This is a genomic window from Polyangium sp. y55x31 (assembly GCF_029946505.1).
In the GTDB taxonomy this organism is placed as follows: Bacteria; Myxococcota_A; Polyangia; order Polyangiales; family Polyangiaceae; genus Polyangium.
This window is the reverse complement of sequence record NZ_JARZHG010000047.1, coordinates 17650-41149: the sequence shown is the minus strand read 5'-3', so window position 1 is coordinate 41149 and position 23500 is coordinate 17650. Positions and strand designations below refer to the sequence as shown.

Sequence of the window (23500 nt, the reverse complement as noted above, 5' to 3'; positions counted from 1 at the left end):
TTCAGAGATCGAAGAGCTCGTCGTCCTGGCCGGCGTCCTCCTCGGCGAGGAGCGCCTCCGCGTGCTTGGCGACCGATTCGAAGAACTTTTGCTCGGGGGATTTCGGAGGCAATCGGGAGGCGGCTTCCCGGGCCTGCGAACGGAGGAGCGTCTCGCTGCGATCCGCCCGCGCGCCCGAGCGAGGTCGCGCCTGGCCCGTGACGACCGAGAAGAGCGCGCTCCGGACCCGCTCGAAGCAACCTTCACCCGTCGCGTGCGCGCGCCTGAGGAGCGTGGCGACGAGCTCGAGGTGCGCGAAGAGGAAGGTGGGCGGCGCCTCTTCGAGGAGCGCGGAGATCGCTTCGAGCTCGCTCTCGCCGCCGTCCTGCACCCACTCGGAGAGGACCTCGACCGTCGGCAACGCAAACGAGCGCGAGGCGTCGTGGAAGAGGCGCGCGGCATGGAAACGGACCCAGCCGATGCGGGCCCGCGCGAGGTGGCGGATGCGGCGCAGGAGCGAGAGCCACTCCGGCGAGCGCGAGAGGCCCGAGAGGATCGCCGCGAGGCCCTCCGGCGGGAGCGGCTCGTACTCCTCGGCCCCCGCGACGATGCCAGACGCGGCGCGCGCGATGCGCTCGATGAAGAGGCCCGTGACGTCCTCGGGCATGCGCTTGCCGGCGTGGTGGAGGAAGCGCATCGTGGAGTGGCCGTCGAGGCTGCGAGCCGCGCCGAGGCGCGTGAGGAAGAGGATGATCTCCTCCTCGGAGAGCGCGCCCTCGGAGAAGAGGCCACCCGCGTCGAGCGCGCCGAAGAGGGCCTCGGCGACCTCGGGGCCCTCGGAGAGGTCGACGCCGACCGCGAGCTCGACCGCGTCGCGCGGGGAGGATTTGGCCAGGGTGCGGAGCGCCCCGAGCGCCGCGCGGCGGACGAAGCCGTCCCGGTGGCCGAGGAGGTGCCGGAGCGCCTCGCGATCGCCCGGCAGGGGCTTTTCGACCCAGCGATGGAAGACCTGCGCGAGCGAGGCGCAAAGCGTGGCGTTGCCGCCCGCGACGATGCTGCCGACGAGGGACTCGGCGCGCTCGGGCGCGGCGTCGCGGAGCGCGTGGAGCAAGGAGGCGACGTGGGGTCCGAGCGGGCTCTCCGGCGCGCCCATGACGGCCTCGCAGACGGCCGCCGCCGATGCCGGGTGCATGCGGGAGAGGACGTGCAAGAGGAGGCGAGGCGAGCCGGATTTGCCCGCGAGCGCGAGGGCTTCGAGCGCCGCGCCGAGCCACTCGGCCGTCTGCGCAGGCGGGCGGCCGTCGGCGAGCATCTCGTCGACGACGGCGCGACACGCGTCCGCCGAGCGGCGCTCCGCTCCGCCGCGATCGATCTCGCCCGAGCCCGGGATCTCGCTGGCGGGCATGTCGATCAAGCCGCGCTGCGCGGGCGAGCGTTGCGTGAGCGCCTCGTAGAGCCTGCGCTCCGTCGAGGTCGGGACGTCGGCGAGGGCCATCTCGGCCGCAGCGCGGACCTCGGGGGAGCTCGCGCGCCGGGCCGCGCGGCGAAGGGCGTCGGCGACGGCGAAATGGACGAGCGGGTCGCCGGAATTCGTCGCGGCGGCGCCGAGCATCGCGAGGATGTCGAGCCGCTCCTCGTCGCGCCACCCAGGCTCCATCCGATCGCCGAGCGAGCCGCCGGAGCCGTCGGAGAGGACCCGCTCGAGGCCGCCGACACCCGAGAGGGCCGCGCTTCGTTTCGAGGAGCGCGCGCAGCCGGCGAGCGCGGCGAGGGCCTGCTTCCGGAGGCCGCGGCGGCGCTCGTCGGACGGGCCGGCATCGATGGCGCCTTCCGAGAGGAAGGTGTCGATCACGTCGAGCGGCGAGTGCTTGTGGTCGTGCGCGTCGTCCGCGCCGAGCCAGCGATCGACGGCGTCGAGCAAGGCCTCGTGGACGCCGAGCGGGCGCGCGGAGGAGCGCGAGGCGAGCTCGCGGAGGACGCGCATGGGATGGTCGGGGTGCGGGCTCTGGAGGCGGAGATCGTCGCGGCCGAGCTCCCAGAGGAGGTCGGCGGCGCGCGGCAGGTGTGCGAGGTGCAGGCCCACGCGGCGCAGGATCGCGGGCAGCTCGTAGAGGACGGACGCGGCGGAGAAGAGCGCGCCCGGGCCCCGCGCGGACTCGGTCTGCGCAGGCGTACGAAGGACCGCCGCGGCGAGGTCGAGCATCGCGGCGGGGTGATCCGAGGAGAGCTCGCGCAGGCCGGCGAGCAGGCGGCATCGATCGGCCGCCGAGGCCGCCTCGACGCTCGCGCGGACGTGGCGGAAGAGGGACGTGACGATCTCGCCGGTCGCGCCGTCGGGGATGGAGGGGCCGTCGAGCTCGCCGGCGTTGCGGATGAGCGGGACGACGGCGTGGGCGCCGAAGCGCTCTTCCAGCGCGCGCACGCGATCGTCGAGCGAGCCCGCGAGGTTGCCCGTGGCCACGGGGCCGACGAGGGCGCGGTGGAGCGCGTGATCCGAGAGGGCGCCCGGGACCACGCGCGCGCCGTGCGGGCCCCGATCGACGACGCCCGCCGCTTCGAGCGCGCGGAGGGCCGAGACGAGATCACGACGGCGACAGCCGAGCAGATCCCCCGCGCCCTGGAGGAAACGCTCGTCCGAGGTGCGCACCGGCGCGAGGAGCGCGACGAGCGCGAGCACGCCGGCGAGGAGTTTTGGGTCCCCCGCGGCGGCCGAGCGGAGGAGCAAGAGTTCGTGCCCACGATCGAGCGCGCAGGCCGCGAGCTCGCCCTTGCCGAGCGCGACCGGATGGATGGCGCCTTCGCGCATGAGCCGGCCAGAGAGCGCGATCACGAACGGATGCCCCTCGGCGAGCTCGGCGAGGCGCGCCGCGTGCTCGCCCGCGTCTTCGCCGAGCGCGTGCCGCGCCGTCGCCTCGGCCTCGCTCGGCGAGAGCGGGCCGAGCTCGGGCAGCACACGCACGACGTCCGACGAGAGCCCGACCTGCGCGAAGAGCGCCGAGAGGCGCGGCAGGCCCGCGGGGCGTGTCGTCAGCACGAAGCGCACGTCGCGGCGATCGAGCGCCATGGGCAGGAGCGTCGCGGGCGCGGCTTTGCGGCCCGCGTCGTCGATCACGAGCACGCACGGGCCGGGCGGCAGGCGCGTGGTGGTCGGCGCGCCGGCGGCGGCGACGTCGGTGGCGAAGCGGAGCATCGTGCCGACCCGCTGCGCGGCGAGGGCATCGGCGAGCGCGGAGAGCAGGCTCGTCTTGCCGGAGCCGCAGCGTCCCGGGAGCACGGCGACGCGGGCCGGGCCACGCGCGCTCGCGAAGTCGACGAGGGCCGCGAGGATCTCGGCGCGCCCGCCGAAGGGCAGCGCTTCCTGGAAGGGGCGGCCTGCGGCGAGCGCGCCGCCTTCGAACTCGCTCGGGCCGAAGAGCGCCACGCCGTGCTCGACGTGGGCGTCCGGAGGAGTGGGGAAGCCGAGGGTCGTCTCCATGGAAATCGAGCGCGCCGCGGGGCGAGCGCGCGAAGCCTACCACGGGGGGCGGCTCGCTCGGCGAGGGACGAAAAACCGGATCCTCGCCGCCGTGGCGCCGCAGCCTGGCAAAAGGTAAAAGTAAGCTGCCATGAGCAAGCGCCCGCCTTCCCCCACGGATCGCTCCTTCCGCGACGCGTTCCGGAGTTTTTCCGGTCGCGTGCGGCGGCGCCTCGCGCTCGAGCGGATGCTCTCGGGCGCGGCGATCGGGCTCGTGCTCGGCGCAGGCGCGGCGGCTGCGGCGTGGCAGACGCGGCACGGGGCGCTCCGGCCGTGGATGGCCGCGGGCGGCGCGATCGGCGCGGTGGCCGGCGCGATCGTGGCCCGGCGCAGGCGCTGGCGGGATGAAGAGGTCGCGCTGTTCCTCGATGGGCGCCTCGGCGGCAAGGAGTCGATCTCCACGGCGATCGAGCTCGATCGCGAGGACGAGCGGGACGATCCGGCGCGCGCGGTCGTGCTCTCGCAAGCGACGACGGTGCTCGAAAAAGCGAACCCGAAGGACGCGCGCCCGCGGTTCGTTCGGGCGCATCACCTGGCGATCCCGCTCGGGCTCGCGGCGATCGGCTACGTGTCGTTGATCCCGCTGCCCGCGCTCCCGCCGCCGCCCGCGCCTCCGCCCGGCGCCGAGCAGGTCAAGCTCGCGGACATCAAGGGGCTCGACAAGATCATCGACCTCGCGAACACGAACGCGCGCGACGACGCCCAGAGAAAGCGGCTCGACAAGATCGCCGAGGACGCGAAGAAGCTGCGCGAAAAGCTTCGTCAGGGCATGGAGAAGCGCGAGGCGCAGGCCGAGATCGGAAAGCTCAAGGACGCGATCACGGCCGAGCGGCTCTCGCTCGGCGACGGCGAGCAGCGTCAGGGCCTGGAGAGCGCGCTCGGCAAGCTCGCGGAGAACCCCGACCTCAAGGACGCGGCGAAGGCGCTCGGGGATCGGGATCTCGTCTCGTTCGACGACGCGATGGAGAACCTCGCGAACAAGCTCGAAAAAGAGGACCGCGACCGCGCGAAGAAGACGCTCGAAGAGGCCGCGGAGGCCGCGCGCAAGCAAAACGCGCCCGACGTGGCGAAGGCGCTCGAGGAGCAGAAGAAGCGCCTCGAAGAGATGGCCAAGAAGAACGAGAAGCTGAAGGAGCTCGGCAAGGCCCTCGGCGAGGGATTGTCCGAGGACGCAAAGGAAGCGCTGAAGGATCTCGACAGCGGCAAGGGCGGCGGAAAAGAGCAGCAGAAGCTCGCGGAGAAGCTCGAAGAGGCGCTCGGCAAGCTCACGCCCGAGGAGCGCAAGCGGCTCGCCGAGAACATGAAGAAGCGCGCCGCCGAGATGAACGGCGAGGAGGCGCCGGGCGAGGGGCCGAGCAAGGAGCAGCTCCAGGAGCTCGCCGAGGAGCTCGAATCGGAGGAGGGCCAGAAGCGGCTCGCCGAGGAGCTCAAGAAGATGGCCGAGCCCGAGCCCGAGGGCAGCGAAGAGGGCGAGCGGCAGAAGCGGCTGGAAGATGCGCAGAAGGGCCTGGGGGAGGCCGAAGGGCAGCTCGGCGCGCCGATGCCGGTGCCCGTACCGGGGCAAGGGCCGGGGAAACAGCCCGGGAACAAGGCCGGCGAGAAGCCCGGCGGGAACAACGGGAGCCCCGGATCGGGCGGCAAGGACGACGGGCAGCCGTACGCCGGTCATAGCGAGGGCGGCGGGCCGGGTGATCACAAGGGCCAGACCGGCGTGGTCGACGGCCAGGGCGTGAAGGCCCGCGCGACCGGCCCGATCAACAAGGGCAAGCCCATGCCCGGGCTCGTCATGGGACGGACTTCGGGGCGAGCGGGTGAAACGGCGAACATCCAGGGGACGGGCGCGCTCGGGCAGGCCGCGGCAGGGGAGCTCGGGGCGATCGAGCGGAGCGACGTGCCCGAGGAGTACCGCGAGCAGGTCGGGCGCTATTTCCAGCCCAAGTGACGGCAGAGCGCGAGTACGCTCTCGCGCTGCATGACGACGACGGGCGACTTTCAGAAGAGGCTCGATCGAGCCCGCGAGGCGAGCGCGCGCCTCAAGGACGCGATCGGGCAGGTGATCGTGGGCCAGGGCGAGGTCGTGGAGCAGGCGCTCTGGGGCCTCGTGGCCGGCGGGCACGTGCTGCTCGAAGGCGCGCCGGGGCTCGGCAAGACGCTGCTCGTGCGCACGATCGCGAGCTGCCTCGACCTGAAATTTTCACGCATCCAGTTCACGCCCGACCTCATGCCGAGCGACGTGACGGGCACGAACATCCTCGTGACCTCGGCCGACGGTTCGAGGCACTTCGCCCTGCACAAGGGGCCGATCTTCGGGCAGGTCGTGCTCGCGGACGAGATCAACCGCGCGACGCCGAAGACGCAGAGCTCGCTGCTCGAGGCGATGCAGGAGCACGCGTGCACGATCGGCGGCGTGCGGCACGCGATGGAAGAGCCGTTCTTCGTGCTCGCCACGGAGAACCCGATCGAGATGGAAGGGACGTACCCGCTGCCGGAAGCGCAGCTCGATCGGTTTCTGCTCAAAGTGATGGTGCCGAGCCCGACCGAGGACGAGATGACCGAGATCCTCGCGCGTACGACGGGGCAACCGAAGGACGCGCCGCCGCGCGTGCTCGATCGCGACGAGGTGCTCGCGATCCGCTCGGCGTGCCGCGACGTCGCCGTGGCCGAGCCGATCATGCGCTTCGCTTCGCGTCTCGTCCGCGCGAGTGATCCCACGACGCAAGGCGCGCCCGACCTCGTGAAGCGCGCGATCCGCTACGGCGCGGGCGTGCGCGGCGCGCAGTCGCTCGTGCTCGCGGCCAAGGCCGTGAGCGTGCTCGAAGGCCGCGCGCACGTCTCGTTCGGCGACGTGCAGCGCGTGGCCAAGCCCGTCCTGCGCCATCGCCTCATCCGTTCGTTCGAGGGCGAGGCCGACGGGATCACGACCGATCAGGTGGTCGACGCGCTCGTGGAGAGCGTGCCCGCCCGGCCGGAGAGCGTGGAGCAGGCGATCCGTCGATGAGGCTCCGCGCGCTGTCCCTGGTCCCGATCCTCGCGCTCGCGCCGGTCGCGACGCACGCCGAACCTGCGCCGAACCTCGCCGCCACGTCCATCGCGGAGGTGCCCCCGCCGGGGCGAGCGAACGTGTCCTTCGAGGTCGCGCCGCTGCTCGGCTCGACCTCGCCGACGCCCGCGGGCTGGAGCGGGTTCCTCGTGCGGGTGCAGAACAACGAGGCGAAGCCGCTGCGGGGCGAGGTCGAGGTCCTCTCCCGGCTGCACTCGGACCAGATGCGCTTCCGCGCGACGGCGCCGTTCGTCGTCGGCGCGGGGACGAGCGTGATCGTCCGGTTGCCGACACACGGAAGCGTGTACGGCGAGACCACCGTCGTCGCGCGGGACGACGCGGGCACGGTGCTCGGCTCGCACACGGCGGCCGTGACGAACATGCAGGAGGTTTTCCTGCTCGACGTGAGCGAGACGTCGCGGATCAAGGGCGCGTTGCACGACGCCGCGATCTCGCCGCTGTTCTCGCCCTGGGGTGGCTACGGCGCGTATGGCGCGGGGCCGCAGCTCAAGGTGGGCGCGCCGCGCTTCGATCCGGCGACGGGGGATCCGATCCTGCCCGATCGCGCGGCGCTCTACGCGCCTGCGTCGGCCGTGCTCATGCGCTCGGACACGCTCGTGAAGATCGGCGCGGCCGAGCTCGAAGCGCTGAGCGGCTACGTGCTTGCCGGCGGCACGCTGGCCGTCGCGCTCGCGCGCCCCGAGGACATCCGGAGCCCGATCCTCGCCGCGTTCGCGGGCGGCGAGATCACGCAGACGTCGGTGCACTCCGAGACGCTCCGGGAGCTCGTCCTTCCTTCGGCGCCCTCGAACGCCACGAAGACGATCCCCTTCGCCGAGGCGGCGAGCGAGGAGGTCGCAAAGACGCTCGCCGGTTTCTCCGGCGGCAACCTGCGCGGCAGCCGCTACGGCGCGTCCGCGACGTACGGGCTCGGCGAGGTTCACCTGCTCGCCTTCGATCCCACGCGCAAGCCCGCGGTGGACGACCCTTGGGCGCAGGCGCGCGTGCTCGATCTCACGCGCAAGGCCTTCGATCGAAAGAGCTCGATCGTCTACCGCCAAGGCGGCTCGCCCGGCACCGTGGATCTCGATCGCGTGCGGCAGGAGCTCGATCCGAACGAGAGCTCGCGCTGGGGGATCGCGGTCGCCGCGCTGCTGCTCATCGTCTACGCGGTCCTCGCGGGGCCCGTGAACTTCACGATGCACGCGAACAAGGGCAAACCGCTGCGCGCGCTCGTGTGGTTGCCGATCCTTTCGGCGATCGCGTTTTTCGCGGTCGTGCTCCTCGGCCTCGTCGCGAAGGGCCTCACGGGCCGGTCGCGCCACCTCACGCTCGTCGAGGCGGGCGCGGGCATGACGAAGGGCACGGCGCGGCGGTGGCGCGGCTTCTTCACGCCGCGATCGAAGGATCTCACCGTTCGCACGAGCGACGGGTCGAGCGTGGTCACCACCGCGGTCGTGGCCGCGCCCGCGACGATCGACGATCACATGCTCGTCGATCGCGACGGCGCGCGCCTCGTCGATCTCGCGATCCTGCCCTGGCAAACCGTGGTCGTGCGCGAGGACGGGTTCGCCGACGTGGGCGAGGGGATCTCGATCGTGCGCGAGGGCGACAAGGACACGGCCGTGACGAACCGGAGCGGCCACGATCTGCGCGCCGCCGTGCTCGTCTTGCCGGGGCTTCAGCCGCGGTATTTCCCGACGATCAAGGACGGCGAGCGGGTGCTCGCGAGCGCGGGCAAGGACGTGAAGGCGTCGCCCCAGGGGACGACCTGGGTCCGGCAGATCGGCGGCACGCGGCGCGCGGGAGGTCTGGATCTTCATCCGCTCGCCGGGCACTACCTGGGCACCTTGATCAACGCCGACGCGCCCGGGCTCAGCGACGCATGGATCGCCGTCGAGAACAGCGCGGGCGGGCTCGTGGACTGGTTCCCCGAGGACGTGCCGGTGCTCCTCGGTCAGCTCGACGGAGGCGAGGGCAAGACCTCGGACGCGGGCCTCAAGCTCGAACGAGATCGGCTGCTCGTGCGGATCGTCGGATACGGAGGTCGGCCGTGAGCGAGCCCGTCGAGACGCCGCCCGCCTGGGAGCGATCGCCGGCGACCGCGGTCGAGCCGCCTGCGTTGGTCGTGCCTGCGCCGCCGACGATCCGCGTGCGCCACCTCTGGCACCGCTTCGCCAACCGCGACGTCCTGCGCGACGTGACCTTCGACGTCGGCGCCGGCGAGATCTTCGGCTTCATCGGGCCGAACGGCGCCGGAAAGACCACGACGATCCGCGTGATGGCCACGCTGCTCGAGCCCATGGCCGGGCGCGTGGAGATCGACGGGATCGACGTCACGCTCGACCCCGAGGCCGTGCGCAAGGTGATCGGCTACATGCCGGATCACGCGGGCGTCTACGATCGCATCACGGTGCGCGAGTACCTCGAGTTCTTCGCGGACTCGTTCCGCGTGCCCTCGATCAGCGTGGTCGACGCGGTCCTCGAGCTGACCGACCTCGGCAAGCTGCAGGATCGGCTCGTCGCCGAGATGTCGAAAGGCATGAAGCAACGGCTTCAGCTCGCGCGTATCCTCCTGCACGACCCGAAGGTGCTCATCCTCGACGAACCGGCGAGTGATCTCGATCCCCGCGCCCGCATCGAGATCCGCGATCTCTTGCTGGAGCTGCGTGGCCTCGGCAAGACGATCTTCCTCTCGTCGCACATCCTCACGGAGCTCAGCGACGTCTGCACCTCGATCGGCATCCTCGAACGTGGCCGCCTCGTCGTCGCAGGTCCGATCCACGAGATCTCGGCGCGCCTCGAAGCGATCCGCGCGGCCGAGGCCCACGGCCACGCGCCGCCGCCGCGGTACGTGCCGCCGGGCGTGCGCGCGCTCGTGCCCACGCCCGCGCCCACGCCCCCCGGGCAAGCCGCGCCCGCTTCGCCCGAGGCCGCGGGCGCGCCCGTGCCCGCGATCGATCCGAGCGCGAGCGCGGCCCCACCGCAGCCGCACGTGCCGGCGCCGGTCCCGCCCACGCCGAACGTTCGTCGGGTGAAGCTGCGTGTCCTCGGCAATCCCGAGGCCGCTGCGTACTTCCTGCGCGGCGGGCCCGGGATCGTCGAGGTCAGCGTCCTCGGCGGCGTCGTGCACGTGGGCTACCAGGGCACGGAGACGAAGATCGCGGAGATGGTGACCCACCTCGTGCACCGCAACATCGGCATCGTGGGCGTGGAGCCGGAGAGGAACGAGCTCGAGCGCATCTTCCTCGAAGTCACGCGTGGAGACGTGCAATGAGCGCGCAGACCGGAACCGCCCCGAACGCGGGCGCCTCGCGCCTGCGCCGCCTGCTCGACGATCCGAACCCCATCTGGATCCGCGAGCTCCGCCAGTCCGCGCGCCTCGTGCGCACGCCGATCATCCTTTGCGTGCTCTCGATCCTCGCGACGCTCGCGATCGCCTCGATCGGCGGCCTCGTCTCGATCAACGAGAGCCCCGCGACCACGGGGTACGTCCTCTTCCAGGTCTTCTTCTCGCTCGCGTACTTCGTGGTCACGTTCGTCGGGCCCGCGGTCGCGGCGAACGCGATCGCCTCGGAGCGCGAAGGGCGCACCTGGGAAGCCGTGATCCTCACGGGGCTGCGACCCGCGGTGATCGCGCGCGGAAAATTCCTCGCCGCGTACACGTCGATCAGCATGTACGTGGTGATGCTCGCGCCCGTCGGCGCGCTGCCGTTCCTGTTCGGCGGCGTCACCGCGACGGAGACGATCGTCGCGTTTGGCTTCTTGTTCCTCATCGCGGCGCTCGCGGTCGCCTTCGGGCTCGCGGTGAGCTCGAAGATGAACAGCCTGCGCGCCGCGCTCGTGGTCACGTTGATCTGCGCGGTGATCGTCTCGCTCAACGTCTACGGCTGGCTCGGCGTGGGGCTCTCGATCCCCGCGCATCGCGCCTGGCCCGGCGTGCCGGACGGACCGCCGGTCTGGCTGCCGACGGCGTACGCGCGCGCGCCCTTCGACCTCACGTACGTCCTCTGCTTGATCCTCCTGCCGATCGTGGCGACGGCGTTGCCTGCGTGGTTCCTCTACGAGGTCACGATCGCGAACCTCACGAGCATCACGGACGATCGCTCGACGGGCCTCAAGCGCTGGTTCCTCGTAGCCGCGCCGGTCTTCGCGCTGTGCACGGCTGCGCCGATCGTCGCGGTCGACTCGTACGACGAGACCGCGGTTGCCATCGCGGGCATCTGCGTGCTCCTCGTCTTTCTGGTGGGCTCGGTCTACCTCTTCCTCGGCGACTCGCTCGGGCCCTCGCGGCGCGTGCGATTGCACTGGGATCGGCAGGGCGTGGGCCCGCTCCGGAGGCTGCTCGGGCCGGGCATCGTCGGCACGTCGATGATGCAGCTCGGCGGGGCCGCGTTCGCGTTCTTGCTGCCGGTCGCGGTCGGGCTCATCGCCGTGATGAACAACGGGAGTCCCACGGAGAACAGCAAGCAGATCCTACTCGTCGCGCTCTACGCGGGGTCGTTTTACCTGTTCTCCGTGGGGTTCGGCGCGTTCTTGCGGGCGCGGTCGAGCACCGCATTGCTCTCGCGCATCTTGCTCCTCGCGGTGCATTTCCTCGTCGCCGTGGGGCCGTGGATCGTCGCGGCGATCGCGGGCATCTTCGCGTCGACGGCCGGTCGCAGCGCGCTCATCGTGGCCGCGCCGTCGCCGATTTACGTCTTCGTCGCGGTGGGCGCGGTGGAGACGAGCGGCGAGGAGATGCTCGTCGCGGCCGCGGTGGTCGCTTCGGCGGTGTGGGGCCTGCTCGGGCTCATGTTCTTCGCGCTCGCGCGGAGCCGCGTGAGGCGCGTCATCGCCGCGCACGAGGCCGCGCTCGGCGAGAGTGATCGCATCCTCGCCGAGGAGGACGCCGCGGCCGTGCGCGCGATGGAGGAAGCGGCGGCCGCCGCGGCGGCGCAACCTGCGGCCGTCGCACCCCCGGCCGAGCCCGAGCCCCAGGCTGCGGGCTGAGCGAGGGCGCGCCGGCCTGATCAAAGGTCGCTGCAGAGCGAATCTCCGGGCGGGCACAGCGACCCCTTGCGGCGCGGCGGCTTCTTGGGTGCTGCCTGCATCGCTGCAACCCCGGGCGTGAACTCCACGAGCTCGAGCAGGTTCACGAAGCGGGCCCTGTGCCCGCCGGGATCCGCGCCGAGGTTTTTTCTGGCCATGGTCACCACGTCCGCGAGCGTCAGGTTCCCCTTGTACGGCGAATCGCGCAGGAGCAGGCCAAACCCCGCCACCGCCGCGGCGAAGTAGAAATCCGTGCTCACCTCCCGACGCCATTCGTCCCGGAGCGGCACCTCGATCTCCTGGGTTTGCCCCGACGCATCGTTGTAATGGACCCGCAGCGTGAGGAGGTACGGCACGGGCGGGGCCTCCGAGCCCCCCGAGTCGTCGGGCCTGGGTTCGAGCTCGTAGAGCGCCGTCACCGCTTGCCCGGCGTACAGATCGACCGGGCCTTTCCAGGCATCCAGGAACTCGCGCTCCGGTCCCGTTCGATCCTCGTTCCCGATCAGCCGGAACGACCGCACGTACCCAGGAGCGAAATCGACCTCGACCCGCACGTCTCTCGCGATCGGCGTGCGCGCGCCCAGGGCCACGTCGACGAGCTCCCTGCGCGCGGCGTCCGGGCTCGTGATCTGCGCGAAGCTGCCCTTTCCCTCCTCGGCCAGGGCCTTCAAGGTTTGTCCGACCGGGCCGTCCATCGGACCGAATCCGAGCGTCGAGAGCGAAATGCCCGCAGCCGCCTTTTCGCGGATCAGCGCCGTGAGCCGGCCTTGCTCCGGATCGGCTGCGAAATGGTCGTCCGTCGCCAGGAAGACCCGGTTCACGCCGCCCGCGACGAAATGCGCCTGCGCCTCCTTGAAGGCCCGCTCCATGGAACCGCCGGAACCCCCCGCCCCGCTCGGCGCGAACTTGTCGATGGCGGTGAGGAGCCGGGGTTTGTCGTCGCCCGGCGTCGGCGGCAGATGTGGCTCGTCGGAGGCGCCTCCGTACGCGATGAGCGTCAGCCGATCCCGATCGTCGAGCCGCGAGACCAGCCTGCGCAAGGCAGCCTGGAGCAGCGGCAGTTTGTCCGGGTCCTTCGCAAAGCCCTGCGATTCGTCGATCACGAAGACCAAGTTTGCCTGGGGTCGGATCGACGGATCGACCGGCGCTGTTTTCAGCGCGAGGCGCACGAGCCTGTTCGAATGGTTCCACGGCGCCGTGTCGACCTCGGCCCGGGCGGCGATCGCCGCGTCTCCGACCGGGTCCGGGTCCTCGTAGGGGAATGCATTGACGAGCTCGTCGACGCGCACGAGGCTCGACGGCGGCCTCCGCCCGGCTTCTTGGAAGTACCGCGCGACGAGCGAATACGAGGCCGTGTCCACGTCGAGCGGGAAACTCGCGCGCGCGATGCTCGTCGTGTAGATGAACGGGTTCTCGTCGGCCCTCGGCTTCGATCGCGCGGAGAGCCTGCGGGGCTTCGGGATCCTCGCGGCAACCTCGCTCCCCTGACGCGCCCGCTCCTCCTGGAGCATTTTCAGGGCCTCTCGCCGCGTCGCCTCGTCGATCTTCGTGTCGTCCTTCGGGGGCGGCGCCGTCGACTTCTTCTTTTCCTTCGGTTGCGGCTCGGGCGTCCCGAAGTCCGGCAGCGCTTGCTCCTTCGCGACTTCCGTTTGGCGACGCTGCTGCATCACGCCGAGCGAAATGGCGACGAGCGCGGCCGCGGCCGCCGCGAGCAACGTCGGCCGCAGAAAACGCCTTCGAACCGGCGCCACCTTTGGTTTTTCCGCCTCGCGCGTGGCCTCCTCCAGCACCTTTCGTTGTATTGCCGGGAGCTCCTTCGGCGCGCGCTCCGCGAGACCTTCGCGCAGCATCTCCGCCGTCATCCGCAGGGCGTCGAGCTCCGCACGGATCTCCGGATTCGCGTCGATGGCCGCCTCGATTTCGCGTGACTCCGCCTCGTCGAGCTCGCCGAGCACGTACGAGAGCAGGCGCGGATCGTCATTCGAGAGTGTCATCGGCTCCTCCTCTCGGTTTCGCGGTCCTTCTTCTCCACGTGCTCCCGCAGTGCGCGCAGCGCCGTATGCAAGAGGAATCCCACGTTCGAAACGCTCGTTCCGAGCACCTCCGCGATTTCCTGATAGCTCAGGTCGCCGCTGAATTTGAGCAGGACCGCCTCGCGTTGCCGCTCCGGCAGGGTATCGAGCGCGCCGAGGACGCGGCGCATCGCCTCGCGGCGTTCGAGGGCCTCCGACGGCCCGGGGTGATTGTCCGGCATGATCTCGTCCACCTCCGCCACGGATTCGACGTGTCGTTTGTCGCGCCGAACATCGAGGGCCCGGTTCCGGCAGACCGTGAAGAGCCAGGCCCGGAGGTGCGGCTCCACCGCCGCCTGGTCCTGGTTGCACAGGCGCAGGAACGTGTCCTGCACCACGTCGGCTGCCTGGGCGGATCCCACGATGGCCGTGGCGTAGCGGAGCAAAGGGGCCTCGTAGCGCGAGAGCGCGAGAAGGACCCAGTGGCTCGTAGGTTCGCTCGGCATGGGCGCGAAGAGTCGTCGATCGCTCGAAGAACGGGGGGGCGGGAGGTTTCTTAGAGAAAAAATGAACGGGCGCGGCGTGGCGTCGTGGGCGGCTTCTCGCCGGGCGCGGATCGGGGTAAGGGCTCGCCATGCCCGACTCCTCCCCGGCCCGCAAGAAGCGCTCGGCGTGGTGGGCCTATGTGATCCTCGGCCTCCTCGTCGCGAGCTTCGTCGTGCTCCGCGTGATGGTCAAGGTGTACAAGGTCCCGTCCGGGGCGATGTTACCGACGCTCGTGCCCGGCGACTACGTCTCTGCGACGCGGGGCGGCGAGGTGCATCGCGGCGACGTGATCGTCTTCCCGTTTCCCGAGAACCCGGATCAGCTCTTCATGAAGCGGGTGATCGGGATGCCGGGGGACAAGCTCGAGTTCGTGGACGGACGGCCGATCATCAATGGCTTTCGCGTCCCGCAGTGCCGCGTGGGCCGGTACGATTGGGAGGGGCGGACGTTCGAGCTCTTCATCGAATGGCTCGGCGATCACGCCTACGGCGTTTTGCTCGACGGGCCGGTCGACGGAGGGTCGTGCGAGAAGGACAGCGATTGCAGCGCGATGCAATCGTGTCGGGGCGGGATTTGCGGCGCCGTGCAGGGACCGTGGGTCGTGCCCGCGGGCGAGGCGTTCGTCATCGGCGACAACCGAATGAACAGCCACGACTCGCGGAGCTGGAGAGGCGGAATCGGGCGCGGCATGCCGATCTCCACGGTCCTCGGGCACGTGGCGATGATCCTGCTCGGCGGTTTTTCCGGCCGCGCCGCCGCGCCCGTGGACGGGCCGCCCATTCTCCCGGCGGGCGCGGCGTCGCTCGGGCCGGCGATGGAAAAGTGCTTGAAGGAAAAACCCGCCGTGACGACGCCGCCCGCGCGTTAATGCGGGCGCCGCCTTCGCGCCACGGCGATCCCCGCGCCGACGGCGACCATGGCGAGCCCGAGCCACGGCGCGGCGTGATCGCCGACCGCGCTACACGCGCAACCCTTCACGGCGATGTCGTCGTCGCCTCCGCCATCCCCCGCGCCCGCGCCGCTCCCGGCGCCGGTCCCCGCGCCGCTTCCCGAGGTCGGCGATATCGATCCGCCCACGCAGACCAGGGTCTTCTTACACGTGCCGCCCATCGGGCACGCGCCGGTGGCGTCGCAGGTGCCCGCGACGTGCGTCACGGGAGGCGCGTCGATCCATCCGCCGGAGCAATTGATGTCCTCGATGCAGAGCTCTTTCACCTTGCACGTCCCGCCGCCCTGGCAATCGGCGTCGGACGTGCAGGGCAGAGGCGCGCAGCGCGGGGGACCGTGGCAGAGCTGGCCCAGGCTTCCTTCGGGGCAGTTTTGCGGCGGCTCCGAGAGGACGTCGGCGGACGCCGGGGCCGAAGCGAGCAGCACGGTAGCGACGAAAAGCAAGACAGGTGATCGCATGAAGCTGACCCTCCGCGAGGTACGGTACCGCCGCGGCGGGCCGAGGGCCAAGGCGAATGGCGACGAGGCTTCCCCGCGCGCTTCGGGATGCGCTAGGCTGCCGCCATGGACGTCGCCACCCTGATCACGCGGCATGAACGCGGCGAACCGCTCGATTTCCTGTTCTTCTGGGGCCATACGCCGAGCAAGGACGGGGCGCTCGGTCCTTTCATCTTCAGCCAATGGTATCCCGCGCCGTTCGTCGTGCGCGGGCAGAGGTACGCGGCGGCCGAGCATTTCATGATGGCCGAAAAGGCGCGGCTCTTCGGGGACGAGGCAACCCGCGCGAAGATCCTGGCGACGGAGGATCCGGGCAAGGCGAAGGCGCTCGGGCGCGAGGTGCGTGATTTCGACGAGGCTCGGTGGCTCGAGCACCGGTTCGGCATCGTGGTGGAGGCGAGCCTCGCGAAGTTCGGCCAGAATGCAAATCTCGGTGATTGGCTGCTCGGGACGGGCTCGAAGATCCTCGTCGAGGCGAGCCCGAAGGACGCGATCTGGGGCATCGGGCTCGCCGCGTCGGATCCGCGCGCGACGGACCCTCGGGCCTGGCGGGGGCTGAATTTGCTGGGGTTTGCGCTCATGGAGGCGCGCGAAGGCCTTGCCGGCGCGGCGCGTCCTCGATAGGCTCGGCCCCCGAGGCGACGTGCGCGGCTGATGAGTAGCGACAGCGAGATTGAGCTTCCGGTCAAGGCAGGCGACGTGATCGCCGGGAAATACCGCGTCGATCGGGTGCTCGGCGTGGGCGGCATGGGCGCCGTCGTCGCCGCCGAGCACACGGAGCTCGAGCAGCGGGTGGCCATCAAGTTCATGCTGGAGGCCGCGGCCAAGAACGAGGTCGGCAAGAAGCGCTTTTTGCGCGAGGCGCAGGCCGCGACGAAGCTCCGGAGCGAGCACGTCACGCGCATGCTCGACTTCGGCACGCTCGACGACGGCGTGCCGTACCTCGTGATGGAGCTGCTCGAAGGCAGAGACCTCGACGAGATGATCCGCGCCGCCGGCAAGCTGCCGATCGAGGAGGCGTGCGAGGTCGTGCTGCAGACGTGCGAGGCGCTCGCCGAGGCGCACGGGCGCGGCATCGTGCACCGCGACATCAAGCCGGCGAACCTGTTCGTGACCCGGCGCGCGGATGGAAGTCCCGCCGTGAAGGTGCTCGATTTCGGAATCGCGAAGCACCAGGATCTGGCGGCGATCGACGGGACGGCGCTCACGCGTAGCAACGCGCTGCTCGGCTCGCCGATGTACATGTCGCTCGAGCAGTTCCGGGCGGCGCGCGAGGTCGACGCGCGCAGCGACATCTGGTCGCTCGGCGTGGTCTTGTACAAGGCGCTCACGGGGGTGATGCCATTCGTCGCCGATTCGCTCGGGGCGCTCATCATGGTGCTGATGACCGAGGATCCCGAGCCGCCGGGGCGCCACCGCGAGGACCTGCCGCCGGAGCTCGGCGAGGTCGTGCTGCGTTGCCTGCAAAAAGAGCCGGCCGGTCGATTCCAGACCGTGGCCGAGCTCGCGGACGCGCTCGCCCCGTTCGTGCCCGAGCGGTCGCGGGCGCTGCTCGATCGCATTCACGCGCACCTCGCCGCGCCGCGTGAGGCGCAGGGCTCGCTGCCCGAGGCGCCGGCCGGGAAAACCGGCAATACATCGCCGGGACAAACCACGGGCTCGTCGCTCCAGAAAAAGGAGCGTTCGTCCGGAGGAACGACGGGCGACGGGGCGCGGCCGAGCGGAGGGGGCGAGCGGGTGTCGACGCCGCCGATGGGGAAGACGGCGTCGACGTGGTCGCAGACCCAGATGGGCGCGCCGTCGCGATCGGGGAAATGGTTCGTCCTGACAGGCGCGGTCGCGTTGCTCCTGGGAATCGTGGGGGCGCGGCTCCTCGGGGGCCGCGAGGAGAAGGCCGTGACGGCGGAGCCGCCGCGGCCGCCGGCGATCGAGGCGCCCGCGCCGGCCGCGACCCCGACGCCTGCGCCGAGCGCGACGGTGGCCGCCCCCGCGAAGGCGCCCGAGGCGACCGCCGCGCCTCCGACCGCGTCCGCGAGCGTGGCGCCTTCCGCGAGCGTGGCGGCGCCCAAGGCCGCAGCGCCCGTGAAGACCGGCACGACGAAGCCCGCGGCGACCGGAGCGCCGAGCGCGGCCCCCACGACCGGACTCGTCCCCGATTTCGGAGGCCGGAAGTGAAGCGCGCCGCGGGGTTTTTTCTCGCCGTGGCGCTTTTCGGCGGAGCGCGCCCCGGGTTTGCCCAGCAGGGCGACGCGGCCGCGGCCGAGCACCTCTTCAAAGAGGCGCTCGCCCTCATGGAAAAGGGCGATTACGAGCATGCGTGTCCGCGGCTCGCCGAGAGCCACAAGCTCGATTCGGGCATCGGCACGTTGCTTTATCTCGGGGATTGCCAGGAAAAACTCGGCAAGCTCGCGACCGCGTGGGCCACGTTTCACGAGGCGGCCGACGCGGCGCGCCGGGCGGGTCAGCCGGAGCGGGAGAAGATGGGGCGGGCGCGGGCGGACGCCCTCGAATCGAAGCTCTCGCGCCTCGTCATCGAGGTGCCGGATTCGATTCCGCGCGAGGGTCTCGTCGTGCGTCGCGATGGAAGGGAGGTCGGGGCCGTCCTGTGGAACACCGGCGTGCCCATCGATCCGGGCACGTACAACATCGAGGCGACCGCGCCGGGAAAAGTGCCGTATGTGACGTCCGTGGTGATCGAGCGTGGATCGACGACGACGACCGTGACCGTGCCGAAACTCGAAGACGCAAAGGTCGAGCCTCCACCGCCGCCGCCACCACCGCCACCACCGCCACCACCGCCACCACCGCCGCCTCCTCCGCCTCTGCCGCCGAAGCCCCAAGGAATCGGCGCGCTCGGGATTGCGGGCCTTGCAGTGGGCGGCGCGGGCTTGCTCACGATGGGCGCGTCGCTTGGCGTGGGGCTCCTGGCGCGCGCACGGTTCGACGAGGCGGCGCCCTATTGCGACGCCATGTATTGTGATCGGGAGGGCGTCGCAATCCGGAAGGACGCCAAGGATCTCGCGGGCGTCGGGACGGTGATCCTGGTGCCCGGCGCGATCCTCACGGCCGCGGGGACCGCGCTTTTCGTCGTCTCGCTCGCGACGCGGGGGCCGTCGGACGCGGCGCCGAAGACGAGCGTGACCTTGACGTTCGGACCCGGGGGGATTTTCGCGCGAGGGAGTTTTTGATGCGCGTGCGTCCTGCCAATCTCGTTTGTGTCTTCGGGGCGCTCGCGTGCGCGGGCGCGACAGGTTGCGCCGCGGTCTTCGGCATCGAGGAGGGCGTGCTCCGCCCAACCCTCGAGGTCTCCGGCTCGATTGGCAAAGATACGACGTGGTATGCGGATCAGACCACGATTCTCACGGGATACGTGGTGGTCGAGTCGGGGGCGACGCTCACGATCGAGCCGGGGACGAAGATCCTCGCCCACGCGGAGGCTGGGATCCTCGTGAGGCAAGGCGCTCGTATCGTCGCGCGCGGCACGAAGGAAGCGCCGATCGTCTTCACGAGCGTCGAGACCGAGCGCGCCGAGGGGGATTGGCGCGGGCTCGTCCTCTGTGGTCGCGCCCCGATCAATGGCGCGCCTGACGGCCGTTGCCTGGATTTCTTTCCCCCCGAGATCGAGGCCACCTGCGGCGGGACGGCCGAGGACGATAGCAGCGGCGAGCTGCGTTTCGTGCGGATCGAATTCGCGGGTCGGAACGACGGATGGCCGGGGTCGCCGGGCGGGCTCCGTTTGGAGGGCGTGGGCAGCGGCACGGTCGTCGACCACGTGCAATTGCATCGCACCGAGGCCGACGCCATCGATCTGCGGGGCGGGACGGTGTCGGTGAAGTACATCCTCGTCACGGGGTACGAGGACGACGGCTTCGACTGGGCGCTCGGCTGGCGCGGCAAGGGCCAATTCATCGGGATCGTGATGGGCGACATGCAGGGCGACACGTGCATCCAGGCCGGCGAAGGCACGAGCGACGCGGAGGTCGACGGCGCGGGAACGGCTCCTTCGGATCCTTTGTTGTACAACGTGACGGCGGTCGGAATGGCCGACCAGTTCGGGCCGAACCTGAAGCTGCGGGGCGGGACGCGCGGGCGGATGTTCGACATGCTCGTGGCGAACGCGGGGAAAACGGGCCTGGCCATCGACGAGACGAAGGCGCACCAGAATGCGAACGCGGGGTTTCTCGACATTCGCCATTCGATCTTCGCGAACGACGACAACTTCGAGGACGGCGAGGCGGACTTCGCGGAGTCGGAGTGGGCCACGGATGCGATGCGGAAGAATCGCGCGCTTTCGGCAGACGAGAGTGGTTTGCCGCTGTTCACGAACGGCCCGGTGTATCTGTCGCTCACGAGCGGGGCGGAGGGGCTCTCGGGCGCGATTGCGCCGCCGGACGACGGTTTTTTCGATCCGACCGCGCTCTTCGTGGGGGCCTGCGGCGAGGTGTGCCCGGATTTCGAGGGGTGGACGGCCTTTCCGGACCGCTGAGACGTGGTAGAGTGCGGTCACCCCCGCCGATACATCACATCCGTTCGGAGCACGTATTTCGTCCCCTCGATGACCGGCGCTCCCCGGTGGTACATCGGGTGCGAGAACACGAGCGCCATTCCGCGCCGCGGCGCCACGCGGATCGCGTCGTCGCTCACGTGCATGAAATCCGTCGTCCCGCCGACGCAGCCTTCGTTGAGGTAAAACATCAACGTCAAGAGGCTCTGCTCCTCCGGCGTGCGGATGAACGCGCCGTCCATGTGCCAGTCGAATTGCTGGCCCGGCGTGTAGCGGTAATACCGGAATCGCTCGTTCAGCCCCACGGGGCGATATGCGCCGAGCTCGTTCGGCACGTGCGGCGCGACCCGCGTCCAGAGCTCGGCCGCGAGGGCCGGGTCGTCCTGCATCACGCGCCGGTTGTTGCGGATGTCCGGCGCCATCCTGAACTTGTTCGGGCCCACCGTGATCGGCGCGTCCGCGAAGCCGTGGGCCTCGGCGCGCCGGATGAGGTCGTCGCACTCGGTGGGGGCGAGGACGTTCGAGAGCGTGAAGAGCTCCCGGTCGGTCGAGAGCAGGCGTTTCTCGATGGCGTTCATGCCGGACACCATGCGGCCGCGCCGGGCGGCTGAACAGGGCAGAACCGGGCAGGAACCGGGCGGACCGGGCGGGTGGACAGGAGGGCGCGCCGGAAGGATGATGCGCTTGGCGAATCGAATGGCGCAGCGGTTCCACCACGAAGCCTTGCTGCGGGCGCGCCTCGAGCTCGAGCTCACCCAGGAGGAGCTCGCTGCCTCGGTCGGCGTGGACGTGCGCACGTACCGTCGGTACGAATCCGGCGAGGTCAACGAGGGCGGCTTCTCGATCCGGCAACCCGCGCGGCGAAAGCTCCTCGAACGGCTCTCCGCCGAGCTCGGGATCGCCGCGGCCGACCTCGTGATCGAAGCCGCGCCCGAGCCTGTCGAGCCGGCCGCCGCACCGACGCCGAAGCTCTTTCCGCCCGAGCACGTGCACACCTTGCAACGCGCGCCGCATTTCGTGGGGCGTGAGGAGATTCTCGAAGAGCTGTGGGCGTGGGCGTCGGCGCCCGAGAAGGGCGAGGGGCCGGGCGTGGTCGCGCTCGTGGGCGTCGGCGGCGCCGGGAAGACGGCCATTGCGGAGCGGCTCGTGACGCGGATCGGCGACGCGTCGCGGCAGGGCGGGCTCTTCGTGTGGAGTTTTTACGACGATGAACGGACGGAGGCATTTCTGGCCCACGCCGTTCGGTATTTCGCGGGGGCGGAGGCGCAGGCCGGGGAGCGGCTGGAAAAGCTGCTCGTCGCGCTCGGGAGTGGGCCGCCGCATCTGCTCGTGCTCGATGGACTCGAAACCGTGCAGGCCGCGGGCGGGGCCTCACGCGCGCACGGCGAGCTCGAAGATCCGCTGCTCCGGCGCTTGCTGGTCGCGCTGGCGCGCGGGCTCGGGGCGGCGCGGGCGCTCGTCACGTCGAGGTTTTTGCTGGGGGATCTCGCGCCCTGGGCAGACGCGGGCGCGCGCACCGTGAAGCTCGGGCCGCTCTCACCGGTCGACGCCGCGCGTTTGCTTCGATCGTGGGGCGCGGATGGCGATGGCGAGGCGCTCGCGCGGGTCATTCGCGCCTCGGGTGGGCATGCGCTCTCGCTCGCGGTCGCGGGCTCGTATGCGGGGGCGTTCCTCGGCGGTGATTTGCGCCCGCTCGATCCGCTCGACCTCGCCGAGGCTGCACGTGACGATCCGCTGGCGCGGCGTCTCGCCCGGGTCCTCTCGGCCTATGCGGCCGCGTTGCCCGACGCCGAGCGGGATCTGCTCGCGCGCCTCTCCGTGCTGTCCGCCGGCGCCGACGAGGACGCGCTCCTCGCGCTCGCCTCCGCTTCCCCGCGTGTCGCGGGCGCGCTCGCCGGGACCTCCGCGGAAGGCGTTCGCCGCGCGCTCGCCCGCCTCGAACGGCTCGGGCTCGTGTTCCGCGCCGGCGGTGAGCCGCCCCGCTGGTCTTCACACCCGTTCGTCCGCGACCATTTCCGCGGATTGCTCCCGATCTCGCCCTCGGCCGTGCAGGCGGCCATGATCACGCCGTCCGAGGGCACCTTGATCTTCGCGCCCAGGCAAAAACCCCGGGATCGCAGCCGCCTCGACGCCGTCGAAGAGGTGATCCGGACCCTGCTTGCTGCGGGCCAGCCGACCGAGGCATATCGGGTGTATTCGCAAACCCTGGGCGGATTCTCGCACCTCGGGCTCGTGCTCGGCGAAATGAGCCGTGGGGCTCGGATTTTACGAATGTTTGGCGAGACAACCGATCCGGGATCCCCCGCCGCATCGCTTGCCTCGAGCTTTCGTTCCGCGATGCTCTACGAGCGCGGGCTGTATGCCGGGGCGCTCGGGGATCTCGCATTCGCGAAGCGCTCCTACGAGGCGCACAACACGCTCGTCGAAAAGGCGTCCGAGGTGTCGCACCTCGTTACGGGATTGCGCACCTTGGCATACACGGAGCGGCTCGCCGGCGCGTTGTCGGCCGCGCGGGCGCATGTGTCGCGGTCGCTCGCAATGGCGGAGTCGGCCGGCCTTCCCACGCACATGGCGCGAGGCATCGCGCTGCTGGCCTCGATCGCGCACGACCTCGGGGACATCGAGGCCGCGCGGGCGGGTTTTTCGAGGCTCGCCGCGATGGGGGACGCGCGGGTGGCGCGGCGCGGGCTCTGGGAGGCGGAGCACCTGTTCGCGCTCGGGCAGCGAGAGGAGGCCGTGCAGATGACCGAGGCGAACGTCGCGGCCTGCGAGGGCCTCGGCTGGGCCGGGCACGCGGCGCAGGGGCACGTGCTGCTCGGGCTCGCCGTGGTGGACGAGGATCCGGCGGAGGCGTCGCGTCGGCTTTCGGCGGCGCGGGCGTGGGTCGCGGTCTCCGGGGAGGTGGAAATGGCGGCGCGCGTGCACGAGCTTTCAGCGCGGATTGCGCTCGCGCGCGGGGCGCTGTTCGAGGCGGCGCGGGAGGCGCTCGCGGGCGAGCAGCTCGCGGAGGCTTGTGGGCTCGGTCCGTTCCGGGCGCGGCTCCTCGCGCTCGGGCTCGAAGTCGCGCTCGCGCGGGGCGACGAGGCGGCGATGGCGCGGGCCAAGGACGCGCCGGATCGGGTCCTCGGCGAGGACGCCTGGGGGCGCGCAGACGTTTTGCATTGGGCTGGGCTCTGCCTTTCGAGCGTGGGCGTGGCGGAGATTGGCAAGCGGTATCTCGAAGAGGCGCTCGTATTGCGGGAGCGGATCGGCCATCCCGGGCGCGAGGCGACACGCGAGGAGGTGTGTCGAGGCTGATGTCGTTTTGTCTCGTACGGATGCAAATCGTGGCGTATCGGAACGTGCCAGGATTCACAAGCATCCAGAAAGGCAACTATCCTTGTAACGCCCCCGGATTGTCGACGAGTGCGCGTAACGAGAGGCGTACC

The 23500-nt window shown here is 70.8% G+C and carries 16 protein-coding genes; 11 read left to right on the top strand and 5 right to left on the bottom strand.

Translation table 11 applies throughout. The features are described 5' to 3' along the window. Nucleotide 1: 1 nt before the first annotated feature. Nucleotides 2–3454: a hypothetical protein gene (locus QHF84_RS44100; protein WP_281319613.1), complete on the bottom strand. Its 3453-nt coding sequence runs from the start codon at nt 3452–3454 to the stop codon at nt 2–4. A gap of 130 nt (nt 3455–3584) precedes the next feature. Between QHF84_RS44100 and QHF84_RS44095 the strand changes: the two genes are divergently transcribed. From QHF84_RS44095 to QHF84_RS44075, 5 genes are read left to right on the top strand one after another with little or no spacing between them, the layout of a single operon-like run. Further along, nucleotides 3585–5435, top strand: coding sequence for a hypothetical protein (locus tag QHF84_RS44095; protein WP_281319612.1), 1851 nt, complete (start codon nt 3585–3587; stop codon nt 5433–5435). Nucleotides 5436–5465: 30 nt separating this feature from the next. Further along, nucleotides 5466–6491: an AAA family ATPase gene (locus QHF84_RS44090; RefSeq protein ID WP_281319611.1), complete on the top strand. Its 1026-nt coding sequence runs from the start codon at nt 5466–5468 to the stop codon at nt 6489–6491. Beyond that, nucleotides 6488–8590, top strand: coding sequence for a hypothetical protein (locus tag QHF84_RS44085; protein WP_281319610.1), 2103 nt, complete (start codon nt 6488–6490; stop codon nt 8588–8590). Before QHF84_RS44090 ends, QHF84_RS44085 begins: the two co-directional genes overlap by 4 nt. Next, nucleotides 8587–9810 carry an ATP-binding cassette domain-containing protein gene (locus QHF84_RS44080; protein ID WP_281319609.1) on the top strand — a complete coding sequence of 408 codons (1224 nt, stop codon included), beginning with the start codon at nt 8587–8589 and terminating at the stop codon, nt 9808–9810. Before QHF84_RS44085 ends, QHF84_RS44080 begins: the two co-directional genes overlap by 4 nt. Next, nucleotides 9807–11525 carry an ABC transporter permease gene (locus QHF84_RS44075; protein WP_281319608.1) on the top strand — a complete coding sequence of 573 codons (1719 nt, stop codon included), beginning with the start codon at nt 9807–9809 and terminating at the stop codon, nt 11523–11525. Before QHF84_RS44080 ends, QHF84_RS44075 begins: the two co-directional genes overlap by 4 nt. 20 nt (nt 11526–11545) lie before the next feature. On the opposite strand, the gene QHF84_RS44070 is transcribed toward QHF84_RS44075, so the two are convergent. Together QHF84_RS44070 and QHF84_RS44065 are read right to left on the bottom strand one after the other, a co-directional pair. Then, a complete protein-coding gene (locus QHF84_RS44070) occupies nt 11546–13558 on the bottom strand; it encodes a von Willebrand factor type A domain-containing protein (protein WP_281319607.1) in 2013 nt (670 codons plus the stop codon). Then, entirely contained in the window at nt 13555–14082 is a 528-nt protein-coding gene (locus QHF84_RS44065; RefSeq protein WP_281319606.1) for a sigma-70 family RNA polymerase sigma factor, read from the bottom strand. The genes QHF84_RS44070 and QHF84_RS44065 overlap by 4 nt, the downstream gene beginning before the upstream one ends. Nucleotides 14083–14210: 128 nt before the next feature. Here QHF84_RS44065 and lepB point away from each other — a divergent pair, with 128 nt between their 5' ends. Then, the gene (lepB, locus tag QHF84_RS44060; protein ID WP_281319605.1) at nt 14211–14990 is read left to right on the top strand and encodes a signal peptidase I; all 780 of its coding nucleotides are present in this window, start codon (nt 14211–14213) and stop codon (nt 14988–14990) included. Here lepB and QHF84_RS44055 read toward each other — a convergent pair. Further along, the gene (locus tag QHF84_RS44055; protein WP_281319604.1) at nt 14987–15529 is read right to left on the bottom strand and encodes an MYXO-CTERM sorting domain-containing protein; all 543 of its coding nucleotides are present in this window, start codon (nt 15527–15529) and stop codon (nt 14987–14989) included. The genes lepB and QHF84_RS44055 overlap by 4 nt on opposite strands. A gap of 105 nt (nt 15530–15634) precedes the next feature. On the opposite strand from QHF84_RS44055, the gene QHF84_RS44050 reads away from it, so the two are divergent. Genes QHF84_RS44050 through QHF84_RS44035 form a run of 4 tightly spaced genes read left to right on the top strand, consistent with a single transcriptional unit; the run spans nt 15635 to nt 20054 of the window. Then, on the top strand, nt 15635–16192 hold the full coding sequence (locus QHF84_RS44050) for an NADAR family protein (protein ID WP_281319603.1): 558 nt from the start codon (nt 15635–15637) through the stop codon (nt 16190–16192). A 30-nt stretch (nt 16193–16222) separates the two neighbouring features. Further along, a complete protein-coding gene (locus QHF84_RS44045; RefSeq protein ID WP_281319602.1) occupies nt 16223–17743 on the top strand; it encodes a serine/threonine-protein kinase in 1521 nt (506 codons plus the stop codon). Further along, the gene (locus QHF84_RS44040) at nt 17740–18756 is read left to right on the top strand and encodes a hypothetical protein (protein ID WP_281319601.1); all 1017 of its coding nucleotides are present in this window, start codon (nt 17740–17742) and stop codon (nt 18754–18756) included. Before QHF84_RS44045 ends, QHF84_RS44040 begins: the two co-directional genes overlap by 4 nt. Next, entirely contained in the window at nt 18756–20054 is a 1299-nt protein-coding gene (locus tag QHF84_RS44035; RefSeq protein WP_281319600.1) for a hypothetical protein, read from the top strand. The genes QHF84_RS44040 and QHF84_RS44035 overlap by 1 nt, the downstream gene beginning before the upstream one ends. Before the next feature lie 17 nt (nt 20055–20071). On the opposite strand, the gene QHF84_RS44030 is transcribed toward QHF84_RS44035, so the two are convergent. Beyond that, nucleotides 20072–20650: a 2OG-Fe(II) oxygenase gene (locus QHF84_RS44030; protein ID WP_281319599.1), complete on the bottom strand. Its 579-nt coding sequence runs from the start codon at nt 20648–20650 to the stop codon at nt 20072–20074. Between the two features lie 106 nt (nt 20651–20756). Between QHF84_RS44030 and QHF84_RS44025 the strand changes: the two genes are divergently transcribed. Next, nucleotides 20757–23369: an AAA family ATPase gene (locus QHF84_RS44025; protein WP_281319598.1), complete on the top strand. Its 2613-nt coding sequence runs from the start codon at nt 20757–20759 to the stop codon at nt 23367–23369. Nucleotides 23370–23500 lie beyond the last annotated feature (131 nt).

Excerpts from the sequence above, each read along its gene's own strand:
- QHF84_RS44100 (WP_281319613.1), bottom strand. The coding sequence starts at position 3,454 with ATGGAGACGACCCTCGGCTTCCCCACTCCTCCGGACGCCCACGTCGAG.
- QHF84_RS44095 (WP_281319612.1), top strand. The coding sequence starts at position 3,585 with ATGAGCAAGCGCCCGCCTTCCCCCACGGATCGCTCCTTCCGCGACGCG.
- QHF84_RS44090 (WP_281319611.1), top strand. The coding sequence starts at position 5,466 with ATGACGACGACGGGCGACTTTCAGAAGAGGCTCGATCGAGCCCGCGAG.
- QHF84_RS44085 (WP_281319610.1), top strand. The coding sequence starts at position 6,488 with ATGAGGCTCCGCGCGCTGTCCCTGGTCCCGATCCTCGCGCTCGCGCCG.
- QHF84_RS44075 (WP_281319608.1), top strand. The coding sequence starts at position 9,807 with ATGAGCGCGCAGACCGGAACCGCCCCGAACGCGGGCGCCTCGCGCCTG.
- QHF84_RS44070 (WP_281319607.1), bottom strand. The coding sequence starts at position 13,558 with ATGACACTCTCGAATGACGATCCGCGCCTGCTCTCGTACGTGCTCGGC.
- QHF84_RS44065 (WP_281319606.1), bottom strand. The coding sequence starts at position 14,082 with ATGCCGAGCGAACCTACGAGCCACTGGGTCCTTCTCGCGCTCTCGCGC.
- lepB (WP_281319605.1), top strand. The coding sequence starts at position 14,211 with ATGCCCGACTCCTCCCCGGCCCGCAAGAAGCGCTCGGCGTGGTGGGCC.
- QHF84_RS44055 (WP_281319604.1), bottom strand. The coding sequence starts at position 15,529 with ATGCGATCACCTGTCTTGCTTTTCGTCGCTACCGTGCTGCTCGCTTCG.
- QHF84_RS44050 (WP_281319603.1), top strand. The coding sequence starts at position 15,635 with ATGGACGTCGCCACCCTGATCACGCGGCATGAACGCGGCGAACCGCTC.
- QHF84_RS44045 (WP_281319602.1), top strand. The coding sequence starts at position 16,223 with ATGAGTAGCGACAGCGAGATTGAGCTTCCGGTCAAGGCAGGCGACGTG.
- QHF84_RS44035 (WP_281319600.1), top strand. The coding sequence starts at position 18,756 with ATGCGCGTGCGTCCTGCCAATCTCGTTTGTGTCTTCGGGGCGCTCGCG.
- QHF84_RS44030 (WP_281319599.1), bottom strand. The coding sequence starts at position 20,650 with ATGAACGCCATCGAGAAACGCCTGCTCTCGACCGACCGGGAGCTCTTC.